Origin of the sequence: Peribacillus sp. YIM B13481 (assembly GCF_042787985.1) — a bacterium.
GTDB classification, from domain to species: domain Bacteria; phylum Bacillota; class Bacilli; order Bacillales; family DSM-1321; genus Peribacillus; species Peribacillus simplex_A.
On the sequence record NZ_JBHZPE010000058.1, the window covers coordinates 1 to 23,749 of the forward strand.

Sequence of the window (23,749 nt, forward strand, 5' to 3'; positions counted from 1 at the left end):
GCACTTCCGCTCCAATCAACCTTAAATAGTTTCGTTTTAAAAACAACAATCTTTACGAAAAGAGCCTTTTATTATGATCTTATTATCTAAATTGGCTTTTGGGTTTGATAGCATTGATTTTTTTCTGGGAAAACTCTGTCCGGAAGCCGTTAGTGGCTTTTTTAACAGAGTCTGTAACTGAATGTATCGCTTCACCAACATCTTGAGCAGAATCCAATAATGGTTCAACCGTTTTTATTTTAGTTTTTACATCGTCGGTGATTTCATTTGCAGTTTGCAATAATTGTTTCGATTCGCCGGACAAATCGTGGATGGCATTTCTCACCTCAACCAATGTTTGATTGGCTTCTCCTATCGTGACCATTCCCTTTTGAAGAGTACTAATTAAAAATACGACCAACCAAATGAAGGCTAAAGCGATCGCAGCCACACTATATTGAATTATCAAGATAAAGCTCCCCCTCTATATTAAATAGTAGAAACGATTACTTTAAATAGGTTAGTGAATCCCGGGGTGCCTGTTTTTTAGTGATAAATGATGATACTATTTGATTATTATTTGAACCCCCTCAGCTTCAGTTCGAGTGGATAAATCCTTAGGGCGGCCTTCCAAACTGGCTTCTTTCATGGAATTGGTTACATTATGAATCATTTCCCCAACATCTTGAGCTGATTCTAGCAATGGATCGACATTTTCCATCTTCCCTTTTACATCCGCTGTAATTTGATTGGCAGAGTGGATCAATTGTTTGGACTCTTGCGTCAATCCATGTACCGCATTTCTTACCTCTTCCAGTGTCTTATTTGTTTCTTCGAGCGTTCCCATTCCTTTACGCAGCGTCTGGTTGACATTATATATCAAATACACGACGGCTCCGGAGACACTGGCCACACTTAATTTAATAAACATTTTCATATATCCACTCCTTTCATTTAAATTTATGCACTGCCCCTTCCATTAATTCCCTAAAGCCTTTCACGTGTCCGGTCAGTTTTATAGAGCCATTCACCTTAACCTAAAAGAAGTTTAAAGGATAGTATAAAGGATAATAGTAGGGAGAGACCATATTTAGGAGGAGATTTGTTCATGTCACATGAGAATTATTCATCTGTTATCCAAACTTTAAATGATTGTATGACTGCGTGTAATCATTGTTACGACGCATGCTTAAAAGAAGATCAAGTAAACATGATGGTGGAGTGCATTCGCTTGGATCGGGAATGTGCGGATTTTTGCTCTTATTTAGAACAGGCGATAGGAAGAGGTACACCGTTTATTTCAGAGTTGGCTGAAGTTTGTGCCAAGATCTGTGAAAACTGCGGGAACGAATGTAAAAATCACGATCATGAACATTGTCAAAAATGTGCTGAGGCATGCTTTAGATGCGCAGAAGAATGCATAAAATTAGCCGCTTTATGAAAGGAATAGCACTAAGCTATTCCTTTTATTTTACTTCCCCTTTACCTACCCATTACTTTGTTAAATCTATTTAAGGATGATGATATAATTTATATATTCTAGCGAGGTATATGTTGAAATTTTTTAAAGATGAAATTTATAAAAATACCAAAGACATATATTGAAAACCGCCATTTTTAGGCACACTAGTATTAAAAACAGGAGGATATTATGACACCTCGAAATGCGGCTAAAGCTGATTTAGAAGTGAAAGATACCCCCGCTTCACCTGATAAGGAAAGTGAATTAGCCAAACTCAATCGATTATTAGGTGCAGTCATGCGATATTTATCAGATGATGAGCAAGAAGAAATTGATATAGAGTATCTTCTCGAAAACACCGAAGGGCTGCGGGATTGGTGGAGCGCATATAGGGAGCTTGATCGAAAACGGGTCGAAGAAGAAATAAAAAATTCCCTGACAGCTCTATCCCTTGAAGAACTTGAAAACATCCGTGAACAAATCCGCACAAAGGAATAATAAAAAAAATCCCTGCACTGGGATTTAACCAGATCATACAGGGATTTTTTTATTTTCTTCTATATACAAATACATTTTTTTGAAATTAAAAAACATTCCGTTCATGCGGCAGCAGAAATCATTTGATTCAAGGACCACTCAATGAACTTAGTTCTAGTTGAACGATCATGGAATCAACTAATGCATGCAATGGATTTAAAACTGTGTTTCCTGTCTGAAACTCATAACGTTGAGCTGCTTCAACCATTGATAATTGCGCCACCGACAGCGGTCTTTCCCCACTATTAAAGTGGTGCAGGAACTTAACGATTTCCTGGTTATATTTTTCACCCAATCCCTGCATAATGAATTCAAACGTATTGTCGATGATGATTACTTCAAAATCCACACACTCATATTTTTCAGCATGTGCATTTAAACGTTTGACAGTTCCTTCGACAGTAGCAGGGTTCGTGAATAATATGACTTGCGGTTGCCGCAATTGGCAAATTTGTTCAAAATATGGTTCATCGATTTTAATGATAGGCATGGGTAAGGAGAGTTGTTCTTCGTTTAAAAAGGCGATGTAATTCGTACAGGTTATCAGGATGGCATCCACTTTACATTCGGCAATCCATTCGACTTGTTCTTTAACCATTTTTTGAGCATCCGAATACTTAAACTTTACATCCGATGCCACCCTTTGCATCAAGCCTGGATCTACAAAATGAAGCCATTCAATATCAAATTTCGAGAAGGCTTTTTCTATATATTCAATATTTGTATAGTGTGCATGCAAACAGCCTATCTTTTTTCTCATGAATTTCCCGCTTTCAGTCAGTTTTCTGATTATTCTAATACAAAAAGACGTACTTTGCCCACTACCTGCAAAAACGATATTTTCCTTTTCCTAAGCCAGCCACCTCATGCTTAATCCAAGATAAAGAATCCCTCAAAAAATATATCTTTAAAGACAGCATGTCGGTTGGGTATGAAGCGGACACCCGGGCATATATTTATCAAGGCAATAGCAAGGGGTATCATCAGGAAAATGGAACGGTAGCTTTACACTTCAAGTAATGCTAGTATTACTTGTAGATTGTCAAGTCGTAAAGTTCAGATGAAAATCTTAATTTTGGAGAGTGTTTATTATTCTATATTTAATCGCGATTCTTTTCCCCCCCTTAGCCGTATTATTAGCGGGTAAACCCATTCAGGCTTTGTTTAATTTAATCCTCACACTAATTTTTTACGTACCTGGTTTAATTCATGCCATCTTAGTGGTGCATGATAAAAAAGCTGATAAACGTATGAAGCAGCAAGCATCACTTATTGCTAAAGCGAAACGGAATGACTGAGTATATATTCAACAGATTACAACCCGAATACCTACACCAAAGGTGTTCTTTATTCGGGTTGCTCAATATTGGAAAAATTTCAGTTTAGTTGAATCTGTGTGACTTCCTATGCCCTCTGTGGTAACAAGCATCACATATATGAAAACGGGAGTCATCCGGCAACTTTTTTCCACAGCGCTTGCATTTTTTTTGATAATTCAACATTTCGTCTTTTAACTGATCATGAACGCCCTCACTGATTTCTTCACGGATACGCTCCCAGTAAACAGTTTCAGTCCTCTTACCCATCCGATATAAAAATAATAGATGAAGGCCTATCGCTTTATAAGAAAGCTCCAGTTCCTCCAGATTTTTAGTCTTGATGATCGGTTCAGGAAGTTCACTGCTCTCGGCAATCGCTTCGACCGTTTCCAGCCACTGCTTGATCAGACTTGGTTCTTTCGCTGAAAAAGGGATATGCAAGAATCCATATAAATCCATTAAGGAAAAACGCGCTTCAATTTCAGTATCCCGTATAAGCTCGTAAAGCTCCCTTTCTTCCGATAGTGATGCCTTTTTCGTGCCTTTAGGAGGCTCGAACCTCTCCCACATTTCGAAAAATGTTCCTAGATTCCTGTAATACTTTTGAAAACGTTCAAATACAGCCGAGGTTGGGGCAATAGTGAAGGTATGAACTGGCTCATCTACTTGTTCCAACAACTTATTCATGATTTTAATCTCTGCTGTAAATGCCACCTTGCCAGTATCGTAAATCCCTTTTCTCCCTGCTCGACCTGCGATTTGTTTGATTTCTTGAGAAGTCAATCTTCTTCTTCGAGTCCCGTCGAATTTTTCATTTTCAAGAAAGACGATGCGTCGGATTGGCAAGTTCAATCCCATTCCTATCGCATCTGTGGCTACAACCACTGAAGTTTCACCGCGATTGAATAACTCTATTTGCCGTTTTCTGTTTTCAGGTGGCATACTGCCGTATATCATGCTGACATTATGTCCACTCTCTTTTAGACGGGATGCGGTTTCCAGTACGTGCCTTCTTGAAAAACAAATGAGCGCATCCCCTTTTTTGGTATACTTCAATCCAAATTCCTTTTGTTCTACCTCCAGCGGTATTTCACGTCTGTATTCGTGGAGTTCTAAATCTGCTTCATTCAGTAGGTTCAAAAGCATCATTTTGATATTCTTGCTTCCGATAATGTGTACTTCTTTCGCATTTGCTTGTGTGATTGCCCTAAACCACGAAAAGCCTCGATCTTTATCGGCAATCATTTGGGCTTCATCTATAACGATCACTTCATGGTAGTCTTTTTCATGAAACATTTCAACTGTGCTGGAAACATGATTAGCACCCGCAACTGCCTTTTCTTCTTCACCGGTTTTTAATGAACAAGGAACACCATCCGCATTTAATTTATCAAACACTTCGAGGGCTAGTAGTCTAAGGGGCGCCAGATACAAACCGCTTTTCGCTTCTTTCATTTTTTGTAGGGCCTTATGTGTCTTCCCGGTATTGGTCTCTCCGATATGCAAAACATACCTAACTTTTTTCCCTAATGATGGAGTATAGGCCTTTCCGATAATGTCATCAATCATCCTTTGCTCTTCAGCCAGCTTCTTTGCCTGCTCTGCCAATACTTCAGCTTTTCTTCTTTCTCTGTTCGCCTCGTCCTTTTCAAATATTTGTTCGTGCAATGTTTCATTAAAAGGAATTCCTTCAAGGCTCAGTAAATCAGAAAGGTATTCTTCCTGAAGTTCATCAAAACAGGCCTGAGACAAATCAGCCAATTCATCCCTTAATATACCTTGAAGGTCTTCAACCGTCAGCCTTTCCCCATATGACTCCAAAAAATCATGATGCAGTGCAACAGGTAATTGGTTCAAGTACTTTTCTGGGGCTAATTTCAGAATGAAATCCGAAACTAGCCTTTCATACCGGTAGAAGTAATTTTCATACTCAAAATGGTTCCTTCCCCAATCGTGTAACGAGTGAATATCGCCTGTCAGCTCTTCAAAAAAATCAGAGACCATAAGGTATTCGGCTGCTTGAAATCCCCCCTCTTCAACCAATCGTTCTTCAAGCAAGTATGGATCGACATATTGAAATTTAGGCTTATTATTAAGATCCGCTGCCAAATTTCCAGCAATATAATTCCTGACATGTAAATATAAAAGCAGTGAGCTTTTTTCAAAAAAAGTATTGGCCTCTTCTTGAAGTCTAACGCGTATTTTCCATCGTTGCTTAGCCAGCCGCTGTTCTTCTTGTCGCTTAGTGAAGTTATCCCTTGCATTTTTATATCTCTTCTCCCAATCATCTGGATTTTCAGCAAAGGATTTTTTTATCCACGATAAGGCATCAAAAGGACGATACTTCTTTAATTCGTTCCGGAACATGCTATTTATCAGCTTATGATCTGAACCTTCTGTTACAAATCCCCTTTCGCTTAGAAACACCTTTTTTTCCTTCCTGGGCACATCGTTTGATGCTTTATTTAACCAAACATTGATCCAAATTTGCTCAATAAAAGAAACCCTGTCTGATATATATGTTGCAAACGAAGGCATCGTCTCTTGATTCTCTAAAAAGTAATCCATATCCTGGATTATTTTTTCCTTTGTATTGTCTATAGCAATAGGATATATACTTTCTAATTTTCCCATAATGATCCCCTTTTGAATTATCCTGTATGTACTTTATTCTTACCTTTTATCCTCTCCAAAACATTTTTTTAAATGAGCCAGATACATTCGTTTTATCTAGGTAATTCATGTGGTTCTTAAATCATGACAAGGAACAGAAATGCCAAGCTGCTTTAACCTCATGCGAGCCAAGGTAAATATGATAATTGATACTAATTTTGTACCTGAAACGGTACTCTTGCCATTTCACGTACAGTATAATACAGGTTAGATAGACTGATTATTGACTTAAAGGAAAATATCGGTTATTAAGTGATGCCCATACCGGCATACAGAAACGAATAGCCGATTAGCCATTTGGAGATCAGGCAAAAGAAATTTAATGATATTAAAAAAAGCAGAAAATAAAATAAGGGTCAATTTTTAACTGACTGACAATCATACTGAATTAAGAAAAATAGAAACAGCCCATTAAACGGTCAGCTTACCGATTACATTCCATCAATAAAACGAATCCAACCCCTTAATTGAGTTTAGTGGAAATCCTGGTAACTGTCACGGTATTCAGATTCCGCTTTTGTGTCTTTCTAGTTCAATATGAGAAATAACATCCGGAAACCTAAAAAGACTAAAGATAAAAGAGGAGCCTGAAAATGATTCAGCAAGATATCAATTATTATAAAAATTTTGACTCTATGGCTAAAGAAGTATTAGCACTATTAGCCCAAACCATTGATGTCAATACATTCTTTCTTTCGATATTGAATCCCACACAGAGTTTTATGATCAAATCCTTCAATAGAAATGCTAAGTTAATTTGTGAAGGTGACATCCTTCCTTATAATATGGCTTATTGCAAATTAGTTGTTGAGAATGGCTTGGAACCACTCGTAATCCCGAATTTAAAGAAACATGATTTGACTAGTGGCCACCCTGTAACGAAGTTTATCGAGAATGGGTGTTTTATGGGAACGCCCCTTACAAATGAGGGTGAAATCATTGGTACATTATGTGCATTCGACATTAAACCTTATGATTTTAAGGAGTATGATATGATACTCATCAAATCTTTGGCAGCTTTGATTAGTCAAGCCATCATTCTTGAAGATGGGATAATCAGAGATCCTTTGTCAGGTCTTTATAATAGGCACTTCATTTATAATTATTTTGATTTTCATGACGATAAAACAAACGATGAAATGGCCATTCTTTACATCGATCTTGATCATTTTAAATTTTTCAATGATTCCTTTGGTCATGATGCTGGAGACGACGTTATAAAAAAAGCGGCTGAATGTCTTTTGCAAACCGTCCCCCGCGGGAGTCATGTGGCACGTATAGGTGGAGATGAATTCATTGTATTATTACATCCATCGCATTGTGAGGATTTAATGAAAAGCACACAGCAAAACGCAGAATTAATATTAAACCAATTATCCACAATGCCCATTCCCATTAAAGGAAATGATTATTTTGTATCAGTTAGCATAGGGATAAGCTTTTATCCTCATAATGGTACGGAAATGGAGTCACTTTTGAAAAAAGCTGATCGTACGATGTATACAGCTAAAGAGTTAGGTCGAAAGAATATTCAATACTTTCACCCGCTGTGATTGAAAAATAAAAAAACCAGTTCTCCTTAGAGACTGGCTTTGACTTTTACCTTAAAAAAATCCAACGTTTAGCTTTAAGCCTTTGCAACAGCTTGAGAAGATCAGCATTTTCCTTATGTATCCGTTTCTCGGATGGTGAAGCCGAGGGGGCCGGGATGTTAACTCTCTCGGGTTTTTTGTTCATATCCTGAAAGACCCTTCCTATTCCTTTAGTTTTGAATAGTATATGCGGGCTTTCCATTAAATATCATAAGGCAAAGGAAAACCTCTGCCTTGATTCTTATTAAACACTTTTTAACCGGCTGAAGCGTGCAGCTTTTTCTTTTTGTTTTAGGATAATGCGTTCGTTTTGTTTCATCACCTTTTTAGTATGGGGACTCAAACCTACGTCGGGTATTTTCACCTGTGGTTTGATTACGGCAACTGACACTTCACTGCCGGCTTTATCATAAATGCTCATTTATCTTCACCACCCGGGTTTTGTTTTATGACCATATCGAACATCATGATTAATAATGCTATTAATAAACAATCGACTTCTGAAACGAAGCTTTCTGATTTAACGTCAAGGATATAGGATTCCATCAATATACTTACTGGCTGCAGAGCCATTTTTTCTTCATCATTATAATACGTATCTTCTCTTTCCAATGTAGCACGAATGGTACTGCCATTCAAGTTCGGATGCCCATTTATCACCAATTGCTTGTCCTGTTCCGTTTTGAAAGGAAGGATTTTCACGTTCATCCCTTCTTTTACGGCATAAGCTTGAAGGAGAATGCTCAAATAAGCCAAGTATTCCTTATTCGTTTGATAATACTCAGGAATTCCTTCTTTTTTAAGGAGATGAAACATATTCTTGACCTTTTCCCTATTATCCGTTAAAAGTTTGTCACTTTCCGCAACGGCTTTTGTTGCATAGGACAATTCATTATCGCCAATTTTGGATATATACATGCTCAAGAACACAAACATATCTATCAGGATAAATACAATAGCCATAATCAAGAAGTTTTTCCATTCGTTAAATATACTCATCGGATAGAAATTCCAATAAATCAATGCTCCTAATATAAAAATGACATACCAGGTTTTTCGAATCGCTTCAATCCTTTTACTTACCCTATCTTTATATTTCCAAGAAAGAATGACATATGCTAATAAAGCAATAAATACTACCCATACAAAGACTCTGAAAAACATTAACAATCGTTTTATCCCCCTACCATTCATACGGCTGTTATATCCCATATCCGCTCTCTATATTATTCATTATATATACCCCTTTTCCCTGCCTGGGGCGGGTGAAACTTAAACACTGGTCATGAGTTTTCAAAACACTCCTCCCAAAGGGAATTTCCACTATATGAATCATCGATTTCACCAAGCAGCAACACCTGTTCTCAGGAGGGTAAATCTATATCATTTTTCTTGTGGGATATCGCAGTAAATAACCATACAAATTCTGTGATATGATAAGTTAACGAAAGGTCTGATTAATATGGGAGGAACATAATTCATGCTGAAAATTATAAAGATCATCATTTCTTCTATTATACTAGTGTTACTTTTCCTTAACCTCTATCCTCCGCTGGGGAGGCGGACAAACAAAGAAAAAGTGCGAAGTTTCACTACTAAAGAGAATTTTGCCAATGGGAAATTCCACAATCAGATCCCTGCTAGTCAATCGATGAGTTTTAAACATACCGGTTCCATTTTACGGGATTACATAAAAGGCAATCCAAAAAGAAGGCCAGACCATCCTATCGGAATTGGAACAAAAGAACCTGTATCTGTGGATTCCAATAAGGTCACCTGGTTTGGTCATTCTGCATTCATGTTGGAGATAGACGGGAAAACCATTTTGGTGGATCCGATGTTTGGCAAAGCACCCACTCCGTTTCCTTGGTTTGGGAATAAGCGGTTTAGCGGGGAATTGCCTGTTGATTTAGATTCACTGCCTCCTATCGATGCCGTCCTGCTCTCACATGACCATTACGATCATCTGGATTATTTCTCAATAAAGAAAATAAAAGATAAGGTCGGTCAGTTCATTGTTCCACTGGGTGTCGGTGGACACCTTGAAAGATGGGGCGTTAAACAAGAACTGATCCAGGAACATAATTGGTGGGATGAAGTTTCATTCAAGGATTTGAAATTTGTTTGTACACCTGCAAGGCATTTTTCTGGAAGGAGTTTAACCGATGGCAATACGACATTGTGGTGTTCTTGGGTAATTAATGGAAAACGTGAAAAGGTATTTTTCAGCGGTGATAGTGGATATGGTAGCCATTTTAAAGATATCGGCGAAAAATACGGTCCTTTTGATTTAACTTTAATGGAATGCGGCCAATATGATGAGCGCTGGTCAACCATCCATATGATGCCTGAGGAAACTGTTCAAGCACACATCGATGTACAAGGAAAACTGATGATTCCCATTCATTGGGCTGGGTTCACATTGTCTTTTCATGATTGGACAGATCCGATAGAACGGGTAACAAAAGCTGCCAATGATCTTGCCGTCCAAGTCTGCACACCTCAACTGGGCGAGCAAGTATTGATCGGTTCAGCAGATTTCCCGCAAACAATATGGTGGAAATGAAAATGGACCATTCAGTTTGTAGAAAAAAGGGGTTCGGAAAACGTATCTTTTATCAAATGATGTTCCCGAACCAACTGACTCAAAGCAATACCTACAACTCTTCAGGTATGATTTCTATCTAAGTTTTGTAACAAAGTTGATTAGAACGGCTCTGCGGGACTCCTGCTTAGAAAAGCGAGTCTAGGGAGACCGCCCGCGAAAGTGCCTGGAGTGGAAATCAACATTCAAATTGTACAAGCCATAAAAAAACACCCCGTAAATGCTAGTTTGGTTAACATTTACGGGCAGTTCAAGTTTGCCTACAGTCTGAATGGTCCATTCCTATTAGGATGGACCATTTTCATTCATTTCACACTTTGTTCCTCTTTATATTCAAGATTCACTTTTATCGTATGCTCTTTCTCCCCTTCAAAATAATTCGTCCCTATTACACCTAAAATGATTAGTACTGACCCCATAATATCGTAGATTGTTATATTTTCATCAAGAATGAGAGCTCCCGCTGCAATCGTGACAACCGTGGAAAGATTTGCAAATACACTCATTTGAGATGCTTTGATTTTTGATAAAATCGTATTGGATAATAACGAAGTGACCAATGAAGCCAATATTCCCAAATACAAAATGGAACTGATGAATTCCATGCTTGACCATGGTGTAAAGAATTCCGGCATTGTTGCTTGTTTTAAATGGGTAACGAGCGCGGCAACGTTAAAAATGACAAAGCCTGTTCCCATCATGAAAAAGGACATTTCACCTGGTGTATAGTCCTTGGCAAGCGAACGGGTCATCGTTGTATAACATGCAGTAGCAATACAGGAGAGCAGAATCAACACCATCCCAAGCATGTCGGAAAAATTGATCGTGCTCCCTTTCATCACAAAAATAAAAATGACCCCAACTACCGACAAGACAATCGAAAGTTTTTGATATAAAGATGTTTTCTCCTTAAGGAAATATCCAGCTATCATTAATGTTAGAATTGGGGTGACGGCAGACAGAATTCCAGCATCGGTGGATTGCGAATACTTAAGTCCGAATGTTTGAAAGGTAAAGAAAAGAGTGGGGAATAGCAAGGATAGTGGAACCAGATTTTTAGCCGACTCCCAGGAATAGTTCAACTTAATGACTTTAAAGGCGACAAGGAATAAAATGATGGCGAAAGAAACCATGAATCGGAACGCCAAAGTATCAAGCGGATTCGATTCTGCAATCGCCATTTTCGTGAATAAGAAAGATAGGCCGACAATACATGAATGAAATAGGGCTAACATGCATACAAATGTTCGGGATTTCATGGATGCAACTCCTCAACTAGATTACTATATTTCCTTTTAGGTATAGTACCCTTTGTATCTGACTTGCAACCCAAGTTAGAGTTAAAAGATGATGATGGCTTAAATTCTATTGAAAGCTACAATTCTTCATAGATCAATCATGCATAACAATATCATATTAAAGAAGGATCATTTTCATGCTTTAACGGTGATGATCCATGTAACTTTCGGTCCATATTCACTTTTTCTTCAAAAGTCTACACTTTAGAACATTGCTAAGTATGATAAAATTCAACGAGAAAGAGAGGTATACATAAATGTTTGTTACTACAATAGTATTCCTAATGGCAGGCCTAGCCGAAATTGGTGGTGGCTACCTAATTTGGCTTTGGTTAAGAGAGGGTAAATCCATTTATCTAGGGTTAGCCGGAGGGTTTGGGCTGGTATTATACGGTATCATAGCAACTTTCCAAACGTTCCCTACCTTTGGACGGGTATACGCTGCATATGGCGGGGTTTTCATTGTTTTATCGGTTTTATGGGGATGGGGCATCGATAAGAAAACTCCTGATCTATATGATTGGATTGGAGCTGCAATCTGTTTAGTCGGGGTTTCAGTCATTATATGGGGACCTAGACAGTAAAAAAATGAAAGGGCCTTAGCCCTTTAATTCCTCACTAAAACCTTCACTAGGTGTTTGGCCGTTTTACTAATATCCAAGTAGCTTTACCAGCCTTTCCCCTTCAATAATTCCCCACCCAACCCTATAGGCAATAGATCGCCTATTTGTAGAATTCATCTCATGCCTTAAAGCAAGCTTATTAGCTGCTTTCGATTAGGGTACGTTAGAACAATTTCTTTTCCTGCCTGCTTACAGTCATATTGCTGAAATTATCGTTATGAACCAAATTCCCACTGCTGAAATGATGCTATCCCCCAACACTGCCGACACCTGCATAAAAAACGCCCTCTTATCAAAAGAGGGCGTTTACGATTATAATATTAAGCATCTAAGGCTTCCTTACGCTTTCTTTTCTTAGATTCGGTTATTAGATCATAACCAAGATAAAGGATGATAGCTGCGCCTAATAATTTAATATATAACGGAATCTCCGCTATGAAGAAATATATCATAGAGAATAATGTACCTATAATGCATAACCAAAAAATTATGTGCTTTAAAAATTTCAAAGTAATGACTCCTCTCAAAAGATGAGATTAATTTCTAGTTCGCTCCACTTCAAGGAGGAATTAATTATCCGTACAATCATTCTAACATTTATTCTTTATATAATGGAGTGAATTGCATTGCGAAATTATGAACATTTAAGAAACTTTATCCTTTCGATCTTTTCCCTCTAAGGTCAGGGCGAACAATTCCACCAAAATCGTTACTAAAACGTATAAATACCGGAATCATGACTCCTCCAACAGAAGCCCTCAAAAACGAATGAGCATGAAATGACGGCGAGGGTATCCATGCATTCCATTTCATGCATTTGACTTTTACAAAACATTCATTTTATCGGATTCTACCACTATTTCTTCATTTGGTTCCGAATGATCATTTTTGTAATATGCCATTTTCACTGGAACGAATGATAAAGCAACCGCTGCTATCAGACCTGGAATGGCAAAGGCAATGAAATTCAATTGGATGGGCAGCGAGATGGACAATAAAAATCCGCCGAGTATAGGTCCTAGCATACCGCCGATCCTTCCGATTCCAGATGCAACACCTAATGCAGTCGATCTAATATTTGGTGGGTAGTATTGTGAAACATAGGCTTGTACAAGGTTTTGGGCACCAATGGTACAGGCACCTGCAATCGCTACCAAGGTGTAAATCATGAAGGAACTTCCGCCCATTCCCAATAGCGTCAAACTGACTGCCCCAAGCGCATACATCGGCACAAGCATTTTCTTGGATCCATAACGATCACAAAGTTTAGCGATTATCAGCGTGCCAATGATAGCTCCCCCCTGCAGAACGATCAAGAAACCTAAACTTGAATTCAGCGCATACCCTGCCTCGATCATTAGCTTGGGAAGCCATGTATTCAATCCATATACCATCAATAGACACATGAAAAAGGCGATCCAGAACATCATGGTGCTTAGAGTACGGGCCCCCTTAAACAATCCAACAATCGGCATATTCGTATCAGTTTTTTTCACTTCTGCAATTTCGTCCCTGATGTCGAAATTGCTCTCAGGACTTACCTTGGATAATATCCTGATCAATTCTTCTTTTCTGTCAACTCTGATCAGATGCGTAGAAGCCTCTGGTAAACGCTTCATCATGAAGGGTAAAAATAACAGTGGTATTCCCGCAAACCAGAATATTGACTCCCAACCTAGGATCGGCATAAACAAGATACCCAGTATCGGGGCAAGCATCCCTCCGAATGAATATCCGCACAAAACGACCGAAACGACCATGCTCCGCATCGTTTTCGGTACATAATCCGTCAATAAGGCAATGACGTTCGGCATGATGCCCCCAAGCCCTAATCCCGCCAAAAATCGGAAAGTCGAAAACATGGTAGGCGTGTTCGCAAATCCACATAAAAGTGTAAATAAACTAAATAAAATCAGCGAAATCGCTATTAATTTTTTCTGCCAATCCGATCTGCCAATGTACCAAAGAAGATCGCCCCGAACATCATTCCAAATAGACCATAGCTGCCCATAGCCCCCGCTTCCACGGAAGTTAGGTTCCACTCCTCCGTCAATACCGGGACGACCGTTCCGTAAACGACAAGGTCATAGCCATCAAAAAGGATTATTATAAAACACCATGCCAGCAACCCAAAATGAAAGCGGTTAAATTTACTGTTGCTAATTACCTCGGTTGTGTTAATACTAGCCATAAAATTTTCTCCTCCCTAAGGTGACTGCAGTAACTCCATCCAAATGATAGCGCTTACGTAATTATTAAAAAAATATCGACACACCATAATTTTATATAAATAGTGAACCGAGTTATCTAATTATTATTATAATAGCTAATTATCAGATATTTCAATAAAAACTTTCACATATTATTCATAAATCGTGGGTCCTTACATTTTAATTTTTCTGACAATACCCATTCGTGTATCTATCTACAACACTCTGAACATTAGTAAAAACAACAAAAAACCAGCCCCAAATCGGAACTGGTTTCTAATTTTAAAAATATAAGCCGCCATTGCCGTATTCAAGTAAGAAAGTTTTAAACCACCACTCCTCAAAGTGGGTGTTTGCAAAAACAATCCTGTTGTCCAAGTCAGTGACGAGGCATAACATTCCTGTTTCGATGTAAAACTCCCTATTACAGCTTAAAGGTTAAAACTTAATTATCATTACGAACAACGCAGCTTGTATAGTTATAATACCTAAATACCTTCAATCTTGCAAGTTTAATCATTCCCAAGCAATAAAATTTTTCATGTAACACGAGCGAAATAAGCTGCAGGCCTATACGGAAAAAACCAAAAGCGACACTCTTCACATATTAATTTTATATATTGCATTGGCTAAGATAGGCAGGAAAGATTTTTAGATATAATGTGCAAGATAAAATAGGACAAAATAAATTTAAAATGCTTGTCTAACAGAAGTCTAATTTATGATGTTGAACATTACAATTAATAGTAGATAACATTTGCAAATACTTGTCAGGAGTCTATAATATTAACTATCAGATTTGATTGGAGTGACTAGTAATGTTTTCAAACATTGGTTTTCCTGGTTTAATTTTAATTCTTATTTTAGCTTTAATTGTTTTTGGACCGAATAAGCTTCCGCAAATCGGACGGGCAGTTGGCACCTCGCTTAGGGAGTTCAAGGATGCAACAAAGGGAATAACAGAAGAAATTCAAGAGGAATTCAAGGATGACGTTCAAGCTGCAAGAAAAGAATCGCTAAAATGAAAAAGACGCCTGCACGCAGCAGGCGTCTTTGATGCGTTTGAGGCGTAGAACCGTCAGGCCACATCCCGACGTTTAGCTAAAAGCTAGTTCTTCGGCTTACACAAATTAGCTCATCGCTTTATTAATATAACATTAAACCTATATTTTTTCAAGAGATTAATTAAACACCCGATTAAATAATGAAATGATAATCCTTATTCCATAATTGCTTTGAGGTTTTTTTATCAAAATATTCTATCGAGTTGTTTATTAAAATATAAAATACTATCACATAAGCCACTTTAAGATGTTCCTTCTAACAAACCTTATGAACTTCTACAAGTTCATCGTTAATTGAGTCAATTGATCCGAGGAAACGGCCACTTGATTGAACGCTTCATTAATTTCCTCGAATATAACATTCAGTTCAGTCATTTCCTTGGTGATTTTAATATTCTGCTCTTTTACTGAAAGCATGGCCTTTGCGATATCGGTAAAAAATATGCTCGTTTCTTTACCTTGTTCCGTGCCTTTAGTAATCTCCCCGCTAACCATTGAAATAGATGTATTCATAACATTAGTAAAATGAGCAATGCCACTAACGAGTTTCACTACTTCCGAAATTGATTCTTTGGTATTTTCCGAAAGCTTCCTTACCTCACCGGCTACAACCGCAAATCCTCTACCATTTTCACCCGCTCTTGCCGCTTCGATCGCTGCATTCAATGCCAACAAATTCGTTTGTTCTGCAATTGAAGTGATTATCGTGACAATTCGTCCGATTTCCTTTGATGTATTGGATAGCTGTTCCATATCTTTTGAGATGAGCGTCATTTGCTCCTGTGTTTTTGCCAATCTCTTCTCTAATCCTTGTAACAGTTCAACGCCTTCATTCGATTTTCCCTCTGTCTCTATCGCAATGTCCGAACCCTTTTGAGTGAAATCATGAATTTCGACTACCTTATTTGCCATTAATTGAGTCGCTGAACTTGTCTCTTGACTGATTGCTGCCAATTCTTCTGCATTATGATTCACCTGCAGTTTAATCGTTTCTTTTTCTTCTTGGTTTTTTATACGCATCTTTTCATTTTCAAGCTCATATGCCTCTAAAACGATTTGCTGCTCTAAATTGAAAATTTTGGTGATAGCCAGAATGTTATTCTGATATTGCTCAGTATTCTTAATATTGGAAATTACATGAATGATTAATGATTGCAGTAAATCTTGAAAAGCACTCATATACCATTTTGGCTGCAGTCCTATTCGCACATGTACTTGTGCGATGACATAACGCTGTTTGATATACGCATCATCAATTGTACCACTGAACATTTCGAACATATGACGATGAAGCGTCTTTTTCAACCTATCAACAGAACTATTTTCCGAAATGATTTTCATTAAAGAGGATTCATTTTTTAGATTTTTATAAAAATTTTCTATAATTTGGCTCAAATGTTCTTTTACTTCATCTTGTAAAGACCGAATAAAACATAAATCCCCGATCGTCAAATGAATCATGTCCACTTGAGTCAATACGCTCGGAAATTCAGTGATATTTATACCGACTTGTTCCTTAAATTGCATATAGTCTATAGCATCTATCTTTTGTCTGTATCTCCATATACTTTTCATGATTGAATTGCCCTCCAATTTATCTACCCATATATACTATTTCGACATTAAGGCTGTTAATCTAAACTACTTTAAAATATATTTTTATTTTGCAGTTCATTTTACCTATTAGATTAACCGTTTATGGAGTATTTCCTGTAATCCTTTATTTTGGTCTTGTGGAGTTTTAACATTATCCCTATTTTTCTATAAGTATGATTTTGAAATAATGCACCAAAATCATTCTATTATTCACGCCAATAGTTTGACGGAATCACCGTACATCTCTATACTTATTAAGTCTTAAAAAAGTACGGGAATTATGCTTAATAATTGAAGAAGGTGACATTCATGGATTTTACTATTACCTATCTGTCTTTTTATTTAATCCAAGTCGAAGGAAAAGGCGATCAGGCTGATAAACGTTTTAAACATTTTCAAACCCTTGATACTGAAGAATACGAAGAAAGTCCACTAAAGGATTTTTTGGATGGGGAATTGATGAAGATTTCCAAACGAAAAGTGGACCGTCATCCAAAAACTGAACAAATACCGACCAAAATCGGTTCTTTCATTGTCGAAGAAGGCCATGCACTTGATTCCAACCCTAATTACAATGTATTTAACCGGGTTCGATACGCTAAAACGAAAGAAGAATTCCAAGAGGAAAATGAACAATTCACGCGGTCTTATATTGATACAAGTGCCGTCCGTGGCGGTGTCTTCATAATCGCATCGGCTAAATTATCGAAATATCTCGATGAACCATTCGTTTTCTTATTAAAATGTGATTTCGAGCCGAAAGTTGCTTCCATTTCGGATGAACGGACCCTGATTAGGCACGTTGAAATGGCAATCACCACTAAAAATATGAAATCCATTCAATACCCCTACATGCCCGAAGAAGGTATGGTCGAAGAAGGCGAACTGAAAATCCACCAGGCCTCACATGCCCGCTACTTCGAGGACTTTTTGAAATTCGTCGAATATGGCGAATCGATGCCAGAAATCATGAAAAACCAGGTCATCCACATGGTCCATGAACATGTATCCGCACAATTCGAAGAAAACAGTGACGAATTGCACAAATTCGAACAGGACCTGGAAATCTGGGAAACAAGCGAAAAAAGGGAAATCCAGGAACGCCTTGAAACCCACCAGGTCGTCGAAGCCACAGCCCAGATTGTCGAGCATACACCTGAAGCCGAACTGCGAATGAGGCTAGGCAGTACATCCATCAAAGGACTGTTAGCCGATTTCGGCGACAGCATCCATTTAGGAAAGATTAATGGGAAGTATGTATTAATGATTGAAGCCGATACAATAGAATTCGATAAAGGCGTTTCGCCGATTGAGTTTCATAGACCGGATGATTTACAACTACTGATAGAAAAAATCATAAATAAAAGTTGATAATAGCCCGAGTCACACGAATATTTGATGATTTGTGAGCAAAAATGCGAGCAGTTATGTGATCAATTTTCGACCTTAAAATACTATTAATACTCTTATATCTAGCTACTAACTTACGTTAGTAGTTTTATTTTTTTCTCATTTTAAGCAAGCGTTTATTTTTTCTCTGTAAATTATAAAAACCCCACTCGTTTAGAATGGAGTCATAACTTTTCATCTTTTCGCCTACTTTTAAATGTTACGAGATCGCAAGGTTTTATAAAAACATTGAACTGTAATCCATGTAGTCATCTGCTTCATCGAAAACTGAGATATTTTCGCATTTGTGATTCCAATTGTTTATGTTAGGCTCAATGACTGTTCCATCGTTTAATGTAATTTTCATTTCAATAGTAGAGATTCCTTCAAGTTTATATAACGCTTCAATTAGTGCTTGTTTTTGGTTGTCCGAATTTTGGTTAAAGTTAAGTTCAATGCCCAAGTTTTTGAATACTCCGAAAGATTCTCTTACCATTTCTTTACCTTCTACTGCTACTGTCTGATTTGTCATCCCTTAACCGCTCCCTTTGTTTTGTTATATCGAATCTTATGTCTGTTTTCTCGAATTATTGCTTCGTTTTTGTAAAGCTAATATACCATTTACCAAATATGGGTGTCAACACCAATTCGAAAAAGTTTTATATTTTTTTTAAAAGCTATGGTACACTAAACTAAAGATATTCAATATAAACCTAAAGGAGTGGGTTACATGTTCACCTATGCACCCCTAATGGCTACACTACACAAACGTAAAATAAGTAAGGTTGATTTACAGAAACAAACTAAAATTTCATCATCTACATTGGCTAAGATAGGAAAAGATGAATTTGTATCAATGAAAGTTCTTAATGAAATCTGTGATGTACTTCATTGTGAAATCGAGGATATAATTGCTCATGTAAAAGAAGAAAACCACCAATCTTAAATGACTGGTGGCTTCTTGTATAAAATGGAATTTTATTGTAGATATTGTTATTATCACTAGCTTTTCTTTTTCTTTATTCCACTTCATTGAGCTAAGGTTTAATCCTTAGCTTTTTTTGTTTTTATTTCCTGTTGATTTCTATCGTAAATATTGATAATCATTTTAGCCATTTGTGTAATATTTGGTTTATTAAGAAATACTACCGTTTCTTCTGGGATAACTTTTTTTTGTAGCTTCTTATTTTCTTTCATTTTGATTTCTCATCCAGAAAAGGTTTATCGTCAAGTTTACCCTTTTTTAATAAATCAAAATATAACTTAGTGAATGCCTTACCCATTAATTCCATATTAGGCTCATTTTCTAATGTAATTTTACAGGGTGGTCTATCTACTTTATTTGTTTTTGCTCTCCAGGGAATTTTTGCATTTTTCTAAGCAACCTAATTGACGCATTTTCTTTATTATTTCTAATCTATCCTTATCAGGAAATAGAGCTTCTAATTCCTCGATTGTAGATAATATTGTTTTTTCTTCAAGTAATTTTTCTTCATCTTTGTAAAGGTCTATGGAAGTTAAATATTTTCAAACTTTAACGAACATAAATACTGGCTGTTGTGAGGTAAATAGAAAGTTTCCTTATTATTTAAGTGATTTTTTACAATATTCAGCAAAATATAAGTACTATTTGATTTATACAAAAAGCTCGGTTAGTCAAAAAGCCGAGCTTTTGTTACTCTATTTTTTCCATTTTTTAAAGCATTCATAATAACATTCGTAAATATTTTTCGAAGTTAACTCCTTCTACTTTAGGAATTTGCTCCAAGGAGGAATCATTGATAGCCTCTGTCAGGAATGCCACTGCGAGCTGTACGGATTTTTCTAGGTTCTCTCCACGCATCATGCTTCCCATAATCACAGATGCAAATAAATCACCAGTACCTGAATAGCTTTCACCGTTATACTGCGTCGCACTATAAAAGGTTCTACTTCCGTCCAAATACATATTTCCGATAAACTGCTTCTCTGAATCTGCTGACGGTGGATTCATTCCAGTGATGATAACCTGAGCTCCCGTTTCTTGCTGCAACATATTCCCTGCTTCTTCTATCGCTTTAATATAGTCCTCTTCGTTTGAATAGCTATGTAGCTTTTCATAAGACAATCCGGTTAATAAACAGCACTCTGTAACATTTGGTGTAATGACATCTGCACGCTTCACCAGTTCTCTCATAAGTACCAGTAATTCATCGGTAAAAAGTTTATAGACTTCTCCTATATCCCCCATTACTGGATCAACAAGTAAAATGGTTTCTTTTGTATAAAATTTATCTAAAAAATGGAAAATATTATTAATTTGCTCTTCACCAGTAACGAAGCCGGTATAGATTCCATCAAAGGTTACATTAAGCTTGCTCCATTCTTCTATGAAGTATTTCATTTTGGATGTAAAATCTTCACAAAAAAAACTTGGATATCCGGTTTGCGCAGTCAATATGGCCGTTGGTAAAGGGCATGCCTGCACGCCCATGACCGAAAGAACCGGAATTGCAGCTGTTAATGAACATTTTCCAAAAGATGATAAATCCTGTAGTACAGCAACTTTTTTCATAATAACCTCCATATGGCCTATCCACTTTAAACTTTATTTATCTTATCATAAATCAGCTAAAAACAGTCATCTCCTCTCTCTTTTCAATACGTATAATATCTGTATTTTTTATCAACTGACCTCATAGTTTTTTAATAAATTGACACTTTTATAGACACCAGTCTTTTGCTAAAATCATAGGAAAATTCTAGTTAGGAAGGTTTACAGATATGCAAAATACACAAAGTTATTCAAGGTCAAGTCAAAAAACTATGGATTTAATTATTACCGCAATGTTGATTGCACTCGTGTTCCTATCTACTTTCTTTTTGAATATTAAACTGCCAATTGCCGCAAATGGAGGGTTAGTTCATCTAGGAACAGCTATGCTTTTTATTGCATCTATTTTATTTGGTCCTAAAAAAGCAGCTCTTGCTGGTGCGATAGGAATGGGGTTATTTGATATAGTTGGAGGGTGGACATTGTGGGCACCTATCACCATTGTGGCGCGTGGTTTGCAAGGATATATAGTTGGTAAAATCGCTTGGTCAAAGGGTCGCAACGGTACTAGCATTGCTTTCAATGTAATAGCAACAATCGTTTCCATTCCATTTATGATAGCTGTTTATTATATTGGTGAAGGGATTCTATACGGTAATTGGATTGCACCTTTAGCTTCGATACCTGGAGATCTCGTTCAAAATATATTAGGAATTATCGTTGCCGTTCCAGTTTGTGTGGCTTTGAAAAAGGTTCCTTATTTTAAGTAAATTCGCTATAAAGGTAAACGTCAAGTAGCCCCCAAATACTACATGGATGGTGTATTTGGGGGCTATGTTTTGTTTGCTTCCCTTTTTATCGGTACTCTGCATGCAGAGGGTAAACTAGATGAACACGACAAGACTTTATCTATTTCTTTTTTTCATTCTTAAGTCTTTTAACGTGAGCTCTCATTTTATCTAATTCCATTTGTTTCCCTTCTTCATCATTTGCCAATGCAGAAAATAAAGCTATCGTGCCTAATTTGTCGATATTCAAGCCAGTATAAATAGATCCATCGCCTACTGTACCACCGATAAATCGAACAATTGTATCTTTTACCTCAGTTATATTTGAACTCTGAAATGTGTTATCAGTTGTTAAATTCACGCTCGCAAAAACATTAACTGTATTAGCTGGTGTATAGGAAACTTTATGAGAAACACCACTCATATCCAATACTTGAAAGGAAGATGTGCCGTATGGCTCAATACCCGCAGGACCCTTGTCAAAAATAGCTTCTGCGATTTCTTGACCATTCCCACCCAATACATACACTTGATAACTATTAGGCGGTGTTCCGTTCACTGTTACGTTTGTATTGTTATTATGAATGTTTGCAGCCCTTACGCCTAAAACGTTTTGCACGGCTGAAACAATGCTGTTAGGTGTTGCATACCCTTTTATCCCGTTTGTTTCCAACAACCTTTTTCTTAATTCAATATCTGTTTCTTTTTCTCTCCCGCCTGTAATAGCTTCAGAGTTTATTACTGTTTCAATGTTTGAGCTCGGTTCACTTTGTACGGTAATTGTTCCAGGTAATGTGTTGCCGATTAAACCAGCTGTAAGACTTACAACTGACCCCGTACCTATTCCAGATGAATTCAATAACGCATCTTCTTTTAATGCATAATCTACTCCTGTTTCGGTTTCGAATCTAGTCCCACCAACAACTGTATAATTTGGAGTTCCTGTGAAATCAACAGTTCCCTCTGCATATAATTCCGGGTTCCTTGAAGTCAAAAAGTAACTAGTCAAGTAATCTAGGTTTTTGTCTACTGCTTCCGAAGGATGTCCGCTATGATACACCTTTTCTGCCAATTCCCATACCTTTGCAAGTATCCATGATAATAGACCACTGATGATACCATTAGGGCTTTTATATGATAAGTTCACATCTTCACCAAACAGTTCCTTTTGTTTTTGATCAATTTCTTCTTTCAAGTCTGCTTGATTAGGGCGGTTAAACCCTTTTTCCGAAAGTCCCCATGCCATTAAATTTCAACTCCCTCCAGCTCCACAATTTCCCCGTCTTCTTTGCGCATGATTATATCAATTGAAATATTACCAAAAATACTTTCTGACAACTTGCCTACCGTACAGTATGAATACACTGTGCTTGTGGAACTATCCTGCCCCGTTAGTTCCATAAAAAAAGCGATCCTTCTTAATGAAGACCGCATCCGTTAGTTGAAGTTCAAGGATATGTTTTTATGTGCTTATAATTTATTAACTCACCCCTTGTATCTACAACAACCTCATCTATTCCATAACTATTATGAGCATCATAATAAGGGTGAACTTTTAGAGTTATCTCATATCCGCCACCAACTCCATAAAGTTGCTTAATTTTGAGTATTTCTGTGTCATACGAAGCCCAAGTAAGATTACTTGGTGCATCTTTATCATCTTTATAAATTTCAGCAATTGCTTTATCTACTGGTTGTCTCAGACTATTTATAAGTGCATATTTAAGCGTTTCACATAGTTCCGTATCAGCTTCATTTATTGTTTTAGGGGTACAGCCACATCATCATCAAGCTAACAATAACGAGTTACCCCAAAACGAGAAAAACGAGTAAGATGCACAAAATTTTCGTTCTGGGGGTATTATGATATCTTGGTATGTCAACACTAAATCAAACAACTTTTTTAAGGGCTAAGTTTCGATAAGCCACCGGACTTAAGTAGCCAAGTGTGCTGTGGGACCGAATATTATTGTACCAATTGACATAATCGAAAAGTTCAAGAGCGAGTTGTTCAAGGGTCAGAAAGTTCGTTCCGTTGATTAATTCTGTTTTTAGTATCTTAAATGTTGCTTCTGCCACCG

The 23,749-nt window shown here is 37.2% G+C and carries 26 protein-coding genes and 1 other RNA gene; 10 read left to right on the forward strand and 17 right to left on the reverse strand.

Going from position 1 to position 23,749, the window contains the following annotated elements:
* Positions 1-82: 82 nt before the first annotated feature.
* Both ACFX4X_RS22050 and ACFX4X_RS22055 read right to left on the reverse strand, forming a co-directional pair.
* The gene (locus ACFX4X_RS22050; RefSeq protein WP_061463150.1) at positions 83-448 is read right to left on the reverse strand and encodes a DUF948 domain-containing protein; all 366 of its coding nucleotides are present in this window, start codon (positions 446-448) and stop codon (positions 83-85) included.
* Between the two features lie 96 nt (positions 449-544).
* Entirely contained in the window at positions 545-916 is a 372-nt protein-coding gene (locus ACFX4X_RS22055; protein WP_061463149.1) for a DUF948 domain-containing protein, read from the reverse strand.
* A gap of 171 nt (positions 917-1,087) precedes the next feature.
* On the opposite strand from ACFX4X_RS22055, the gene ACFX4X_RS22060 reads away from it, so the two are divergent.
* Positions 1,088-1,420 carry a four-helix bundle copper-binding protein gene (locus ACFX4X_RS22060; RefSeq protein ID WP_061463148.1) on the forward strand — a complete coding sequence of 111 codons (333 nt, stop codon included), beginning with the start codon at positions 1,088-1,090 and terminating at the stop codon, positions 1,418-1,420.
* A 210-nt stretch (positions 1,421-1,630) separates the two neighbouring features.
* The gene (locus tag ACFX4X_RS22065; RefSeq protein WP_377386470.1) at positions 1,631-1,939 is read left to right on the forward strand and encodes a hypothetical protein; all 309 of its coding nucleotides are present in this window, start codon (positions 1,631-1,633) and stop codon (positions 1,937-1,939) included.
* Positions 1,940-2,066: 127 nt separating this feature from the next.
* Here ACFX4X_RS22065 and ACFX4X_RS22070 read toward each other — a convergent pair whose 3' ends face one another.
* Positions 2,067-2,738, reverse strand: coding sequence for a hypothetical protein (locus tag ACFX4X_RS22070; RefSeq protein ID WP_377386473.1), 672 nt, complete (start codon positions 2,736-2,738; stop codon positions 2,067-2,069).
* A gap of 331 nt (positions 2,739-3,069) precedes the next feature.
* Here ACFX4X_RS22070 and ACFX4X_RS22075 point away from each other — a divergent pair, with 331 nt between their 5' ends.
* Positions 3,070-3,276: a YqaE/Pmp3 family membrane protein gene (locus ACFX4X_RS22075; protein WP_089362325.1), complete on the forward strand. Its 207-nt coding sequence runs from the start codon at positions 3,070-3,072 to the stop codon at positions 3,274-3,276.
* An 84-nt stretch (positions 3,277-3,360) separates the two neighbouring features.
* Here the strand turns inward: ACFX4X_RS22075 and ACFX4X_RS22080 are convergent, their stop codons facing one another.
* The gene (locus tag ACFX4X_RS22080) at positions 3,361-5,931 is read right to left on the reverse strand and encodes a DEAD/DEAH box helicase (protein WP_377386476.1); all 2,571 of its coding nucleotides are present in this window, start codon (positions 5,929-5,931) and stop codon (positions 3,361-3,363) included.
* 632 nt (positions 5,932-6,563) lie between these two features.
* On the opposite strand from ACFX4X_RS22080, the gene ACFX4X_RS22085 reads away from it, so the two are divergent.
* The gene (locus ACFX4X_RS22085; RefSeq protein WP_377386479.1) at positions 6,564-7,523 is read left to right on the forward strand and encodes a sensor domain-containing diguanylate cyclase; all 960 of its coding nucleotides are present in this window, start codon (positions 6,564-6,566) and stop codon (positions 7,521-7,523) included.
* Positions 7,524-7,806: 283 nt separating this feature from the next.
* Here ACFX4X_RS22085 and ACFX4X_RS22090 read toward each other — a convergent pair whose 3' ends face one another.
* The gene (locus ACFX4X_RS22090; protein WP_155727305.1) at positions 7,807-7,983 is read right to left on the reverse strand and encodes a hypothetical protein; all 177 of its coding nucleotides are present in this window, start codon (positions 7,981-7,983) and stop codon (positions 7,807-7,809) included.
* Positions 7,980-8,726, reverse strand: a complete 747-nt coding sequence (locus tag ACFX4X_RS22095) for a type II toxin-antitoxin system SpoIISA family toxin (protein WP_377386519.1) — start codon at positions 8,724-8,726, stop codon at positions 7,980-7,982. The genes ACFX4X_RS22090 and ACFX4X_RS22095 overlap by 4 nt, the downstream gene beginning before the upstream one ends.
* A gap of 316 nt (positions 8,727-9,042) precedes the next feature.
* Between ACFX4X_RS22095 and ACFX4X_RS22100 the strand changes: the two genes are divergently transcribed.
* The gene (locus ACFX4X_RS22100; protein WP_377386482.1) at positions 9,043-10,128 is read left to right on the forward strand and encodes an MBL fold metallo-hydrolase; all 1,086 of its coding nucleotides are present in this window, start codon (positions 9,043-9,045) and stop codon (positions 10,126-10,128) included.
* Between the two features lie 344 nt (positions 10,129-10,472).
* On the opposite strand, the gene ACFX4X_RS22105 is transcribed toward ACFX4X_RS22100, so the two are convergent.
* Positions 10,473-11,426 carry a DMT family transporter gene (locus tag ACFX4X_RS22105; protein WP_377386485.1) on the reverse strand — a complete coding sequence of 318 codons (954 nt, stop codon included), beginning with the start codon at positions 11,424-11,426 and terminating at the stop codon, positions 10,473-10,475.
* 296 nt (positions 11,427-11,722) lie between these two features.
* On the opposite strand from ACFX4X_RS22105, the gene ACFX4X_RS22110 reads away from it, so the two are divergent.
* Positions 11,723-12,049, forward strand: coding sequence for a YnfA family protein (locus ACFX4X_RS22110; RefSeq protein ID WP_377386488.1), 327 nt, complete (start codon positions 11,723-11,725; stop codon positions 12,047-12,049).
* Between the two features lie 863 nt (positions 12,050-12,912).
* On the opposite strand, the gene ACFX4X_RS22115 is transcribed toward ACFX4X_RS22110, so the two are convergent.
* The 3 genes from ACFX4X_RS22115 to ssrS form a co-directional block, all read right to left on the reverse strand.
* On the reverse strand, positions 12,913-14,130 hold the full coding sequence (locus ACFX4X_RS22115) for an MFS transporter (RefSeq protein ID WP_377386491.1): 1,218 nt from the start codon (positions 14,128-14,130) through the stop codon (positions 12,913-12,915).
* Positions 14,016-14,279: an MFS transporter gene (locus ACFX4X_RS22120; protein ID WP_377386494.1), complete on the reverse strand. Its 264-nt coding sequence runs from the start codon at positions 14,277-14,279 to the stop codon at positions 14,016-14,018. The genes ACFX4X_RS22115 and ACFX4X_RS22120 overlap by 115 nt, the downstream gene beginning before the upstream one ends.
* 307 nt (positions 14,280-14,586) lie before the next feature.
* Positions 14,587-14,774: non-coding RNA, 6S RNA (gene ssrS / locus ACFX4X_RS22125), on the reverse strand.
* A 342-nt stretch (positions 14,775-15,116) separates the two neighbouring features.
* Here ssrS and tatA point away from each other — a divergent pair.
* Positions 15,117-15,323: a twin-arginine translocase TatA/TatE family subunit gene (gene tatA / locus ACFX4X_RS22130; RefSeq protein ID WP_377386497.1), complete on the forward strand. Its 207-nt coding sequence runs from the start codon at positions 15,117-15,119 to the stop codon at positions 15,321-15,323.
* 315 nt (positions 15,324-15,638) lie between these two features.
* On the opposite strand, the gene ACFX4X_RS22135 is transcribed toward tatA, so the two are convergent.
* The gene (locus ACFX4X_RS22135; RefSeq protein ID WP_377386500.1) at positions 15,639-16,937 is read right to left on the reverse strand and encodes a protoglobin domain-containing protein; all 1,299 of its coding nucleotides are present in this window, start codon (positions 16,935-16,937) and stop codon (positions 15,639-15,641) included.
* A 330-nt stretch (positions 16,938-17,267) separates the two neighbouring features.
* Between ACFX4X_RS22135 and ACFX4X_RS22140 the strand changes: the two genes are divergently transcribed.
* Complete coding sequence (locus ACFX4X_RS22140) at positions 17,268-18,329, forward strand: DUF3900 domain-containing protein (protein ID WP_377386503.1); 1,062 nt, start codon at positions 17,268-17,270, stop codon at positions 18,327-18,329.
* A 256-nt stretch (positions 18,330-18,585) separates the two neighbouring features.
* Here the strand turns inward: ACFX4X_RS22140 and ACFX4X_RS22145 are convergent, their stop codons facing one another.
* Complete coding sequence (locus tag ACFX4X_RS22145) at positions 18,586-18,879, reverse strand: hypothetical protein (RefSeq protein WP_377386506.1); 294 nt, start codon at positions 18,877-18,879, stop codon at positions 18,586-18,588.
* A 198-nt stretch (positions 18,880-19,077) separates the two neighbouring features.
* Here ACFX4X_RS22145 and ACFX4X_RS22150 point away from each other — a divergent pair, with 198 nt between their 5' ends.
* Complete coding sequence (locus ACFX4X_RS22150; protein WP_252280903.1) at positions 19,078-19,293, forward strand: helix-turn-helix domain-containing protein; 216 nt, start codon at positions 19,078-19,080, stop codon at positions 19,291-19,293.
* A gap of 98 nt (positions 19,294-19,391) precedes the next feature.
* Here ACFX4X_RS22150 and ACFX4X_RS22155 read toward each other — a convergent pair whose 3' ends face one another.
* Both ACFX4X_RS22155 and ACFX4X_RS22160 read right to left on the reverse strand, forming a co-directional pair.
* Positions 19,392-19,544, reverse strand: coding sequence for a hypothetical protein (locus tag ACFX4X_RS22155; RefSeq protein ID WP_377386509.1), 153 nt, complete (start codon positions 19,542-19,544; stop codon positions 19,392-19,394).
* Between the two features lie 508 nt (positions 19,545-20,052).
* Positions 20,053-20,901 (reverse strand): pyridoxamine kinase, encoded by an 849-nt coding sequence (locus ACFX4X_RS22160; RefSeq protein WP_053346497.1) that lies wholly within the window; start codon positions 20,899-20,901, stop codon positions 20,053-20,055.
* A 209-nt stretch (positions 20,902-21,110) separates the two neighbouring features.
* Between ACFX4X_RS22160 and ACFX4X_RS22165 the strand changes: the two genes are divergently transcribed.
* Positions 21,111-21,650, forward strand: a complete 540-nt coding sequence (locus ACFX4X_RS22165; protein WP_096340597.1) for an ECF transporter S component — start codon at positions 21,111-21,113, stop codon at positions 21,648-21,650.
* Between the two features lie 139 nt (positions 21,651-21,789).
* Here the strand turns inward: ACFX4X_RS22165 and ACFX4X_RS22170 are convergent, their stop codons facing one another.
* From ACFX4X_RS22170 to ACFX4X_RS22180, 3 genes are all read right to left on the reverse strand, one after another.
* On the reverse strand, positions 21,790-22,914 hold the full coding sequence (locus tag ACFX4X_RS22170; protein ID WP_377386513.1) for a baseplate J/gp47 family protein: 1,125 nt from the start codon (positions 22,912-22,914) through the stop codon (positions 21,790-21,792).
* 202 nt (positions 22,915-23,116) lie between these two features.
* Positions 23,117-23,428: a DUF3888 domain-containing protein gene (locus tag ACFX4X_RS22175; RefSeq protein ID WP_377386522.1), complete on the reverse strand. Its 312-nt coding sequence runs from the start codon at positions 23,426-23,428 to the stop codon at positions 23,117-23,119.
* A gap of 130 nt (positions 23,429-23,558) precedes the next feature.
* On the reverse strand, positions 23,559-23,749 hold a 191-nt coding region (locus tag ACFX4X_RS22180), incomplete at its 5' end, for an IS3 family transposase (protein ID WP_377386516.1).

Bases quoted from the DNA above. Each gene is read 5' to 3' on its own strand.
- ACFX4X_RS22120 (WP_377386494.1), bottom strand. From the start codon at position 14,279: ATGGCTAGTATTAACACAACCGAGGTAATTAGCAACAGTAAATTTAAC.
- ACFX4X_RS22080 (WP_377386476.1), bottom strand. From the start codon at position 5,931: ATGGGAAAATTAGAAAGTATATATCCTATTGCTATAGACAATACAAAG.
- ACFX4X_RS22140 (WP_377386503.1), top strand. From the start codon at position 17,268: ATGGATTTTACTATTACCTATCTGTCTTTTTATTTAATCCAAGTCGAA.
- ACFX4X_RS22155 (WP_377386509.1), bottom strand. From the start codon at position 19,544: ATGAAAGAAAATAAGAAGCTACAAAAAAAAGTTATCCCAGAAGAAACG.
- ACFX4X_RS22085 (WP_377386479.1), top strand. From the start codon at position 6,564: ATGATTCAGCAAGATATCAATTATTATAAAAATTTTGACTCTATGGCT.
- ACFX4X_RS22105 (WP_377386485.1), bottom strand. From the start codon at position 11,426: ATGAAATCCCGAACATTTGTATGCATGTTAGCCCTATTTCATTCATGT.
- ACFX4X_RS22145 (WP_377386506.1), bottom strand. From the start codon at position 18,879: ATGACAAATCAGACAGTAGCAGTAGAAGGTAAAGAAATGGTAAGAGAA.
- ACFX4X_RS22150 (WP_252280903.1), top strand. From the start codon at position 19,078: ATGTTCACCTATGCACCCCTAATGGCTACACTACACAAACGTAAAATA.
- ACFX4X_RS22110 (WP_377386488.1), top strand. From the start codon at position 11,723: ATGTTTGTTACTACAATAGTATTCCTAATGGCAGGCCTAGCCGAAATT.
- ACFX4X_RS22065 (WP_377386470.1), top strand. From the start codon at position 1,631: ATGACACCTCGAAATGCGGCTAAAGCTGATTTAGAAGTGAAAGATACC.
- ACFX4X_RS22090 (WP_155727305.1), bottom strand. From the start codon at position 7,983: ATGAGCATTTATGATAAAGCCGGCAGTGAAGTGTCAGTTGCCGTAATC.
- ACFX4X_RS22160 (WP_053346497.1), bottom strand. From the start codon at position 20,901: ATGAAAAAAGTTGCTGTACTACAGGATTTATCATCTTTTGGAAAATGT.
- ACFX4X_RS22055 (WP_061463149.1), bottom strand. From the start codon at position 916: ATGAAAATGTTTATTAAATTAAGTGTGGCCAGTGTCTCCGGAGCCGTC.
- ACFX4X_RS22135 (WP_377386500.1), bottom strand. From the start codon at position 16,937: ATGAAAAGTATATGGAGATACAGACAAAAGATAGATGCTATAGACTAT.
- ACFX4X_RS22095 (WP_377386519.1), bottom strand. From the start codon at position 8,726: ATGTTTTTCAGAGTCTTTGTATGGGTAGTATTTATTGCTTTATTAGCA.
- ACFX4X_RS22060 (WP_061463148.1), top strand. From the start codon at position 1,088: ATGTCACATGAGAATTATTCATCTGTTATCCAAACTTTAAATGATTGT.
- ACFX4X_RS22100 (WP_377386482.1), top strand. From the start codon at position 9,043: ATGCTGAAAATTATAAAGATCATCATTTCTTCTATTATACTAGTGTTA.
- tatA (WP_377386497.1), top strand. From the start codon at position 15,117: ATGTTTTCAAACATTGGTTTTCCTGGTTTAATTTTAATTCTTATTTTA.
- ACFX4X_RS22165 (WP_096340597.1), top strand. From the start codon at position 21,111: ATGCAAAATACACAAAGTTATTCAAGGTCAAGTCAAAAAACTATGGAT.
- ACFX4X_RS22070 (WP_377386473.1), bottom strand. From the start codon at position 2,738: ATGAGAAAAAAGATAGGCTGTTTGCATGCACACTATACAAATATTGAA.
- ACFX4X_RS22170 (WP_377386513.1), bottom strand. From the start codon at position 22,914: ATGGCATGGGGACTTTCGGAAAAAGGGTTTAACCGCCCTAATCAAGCA.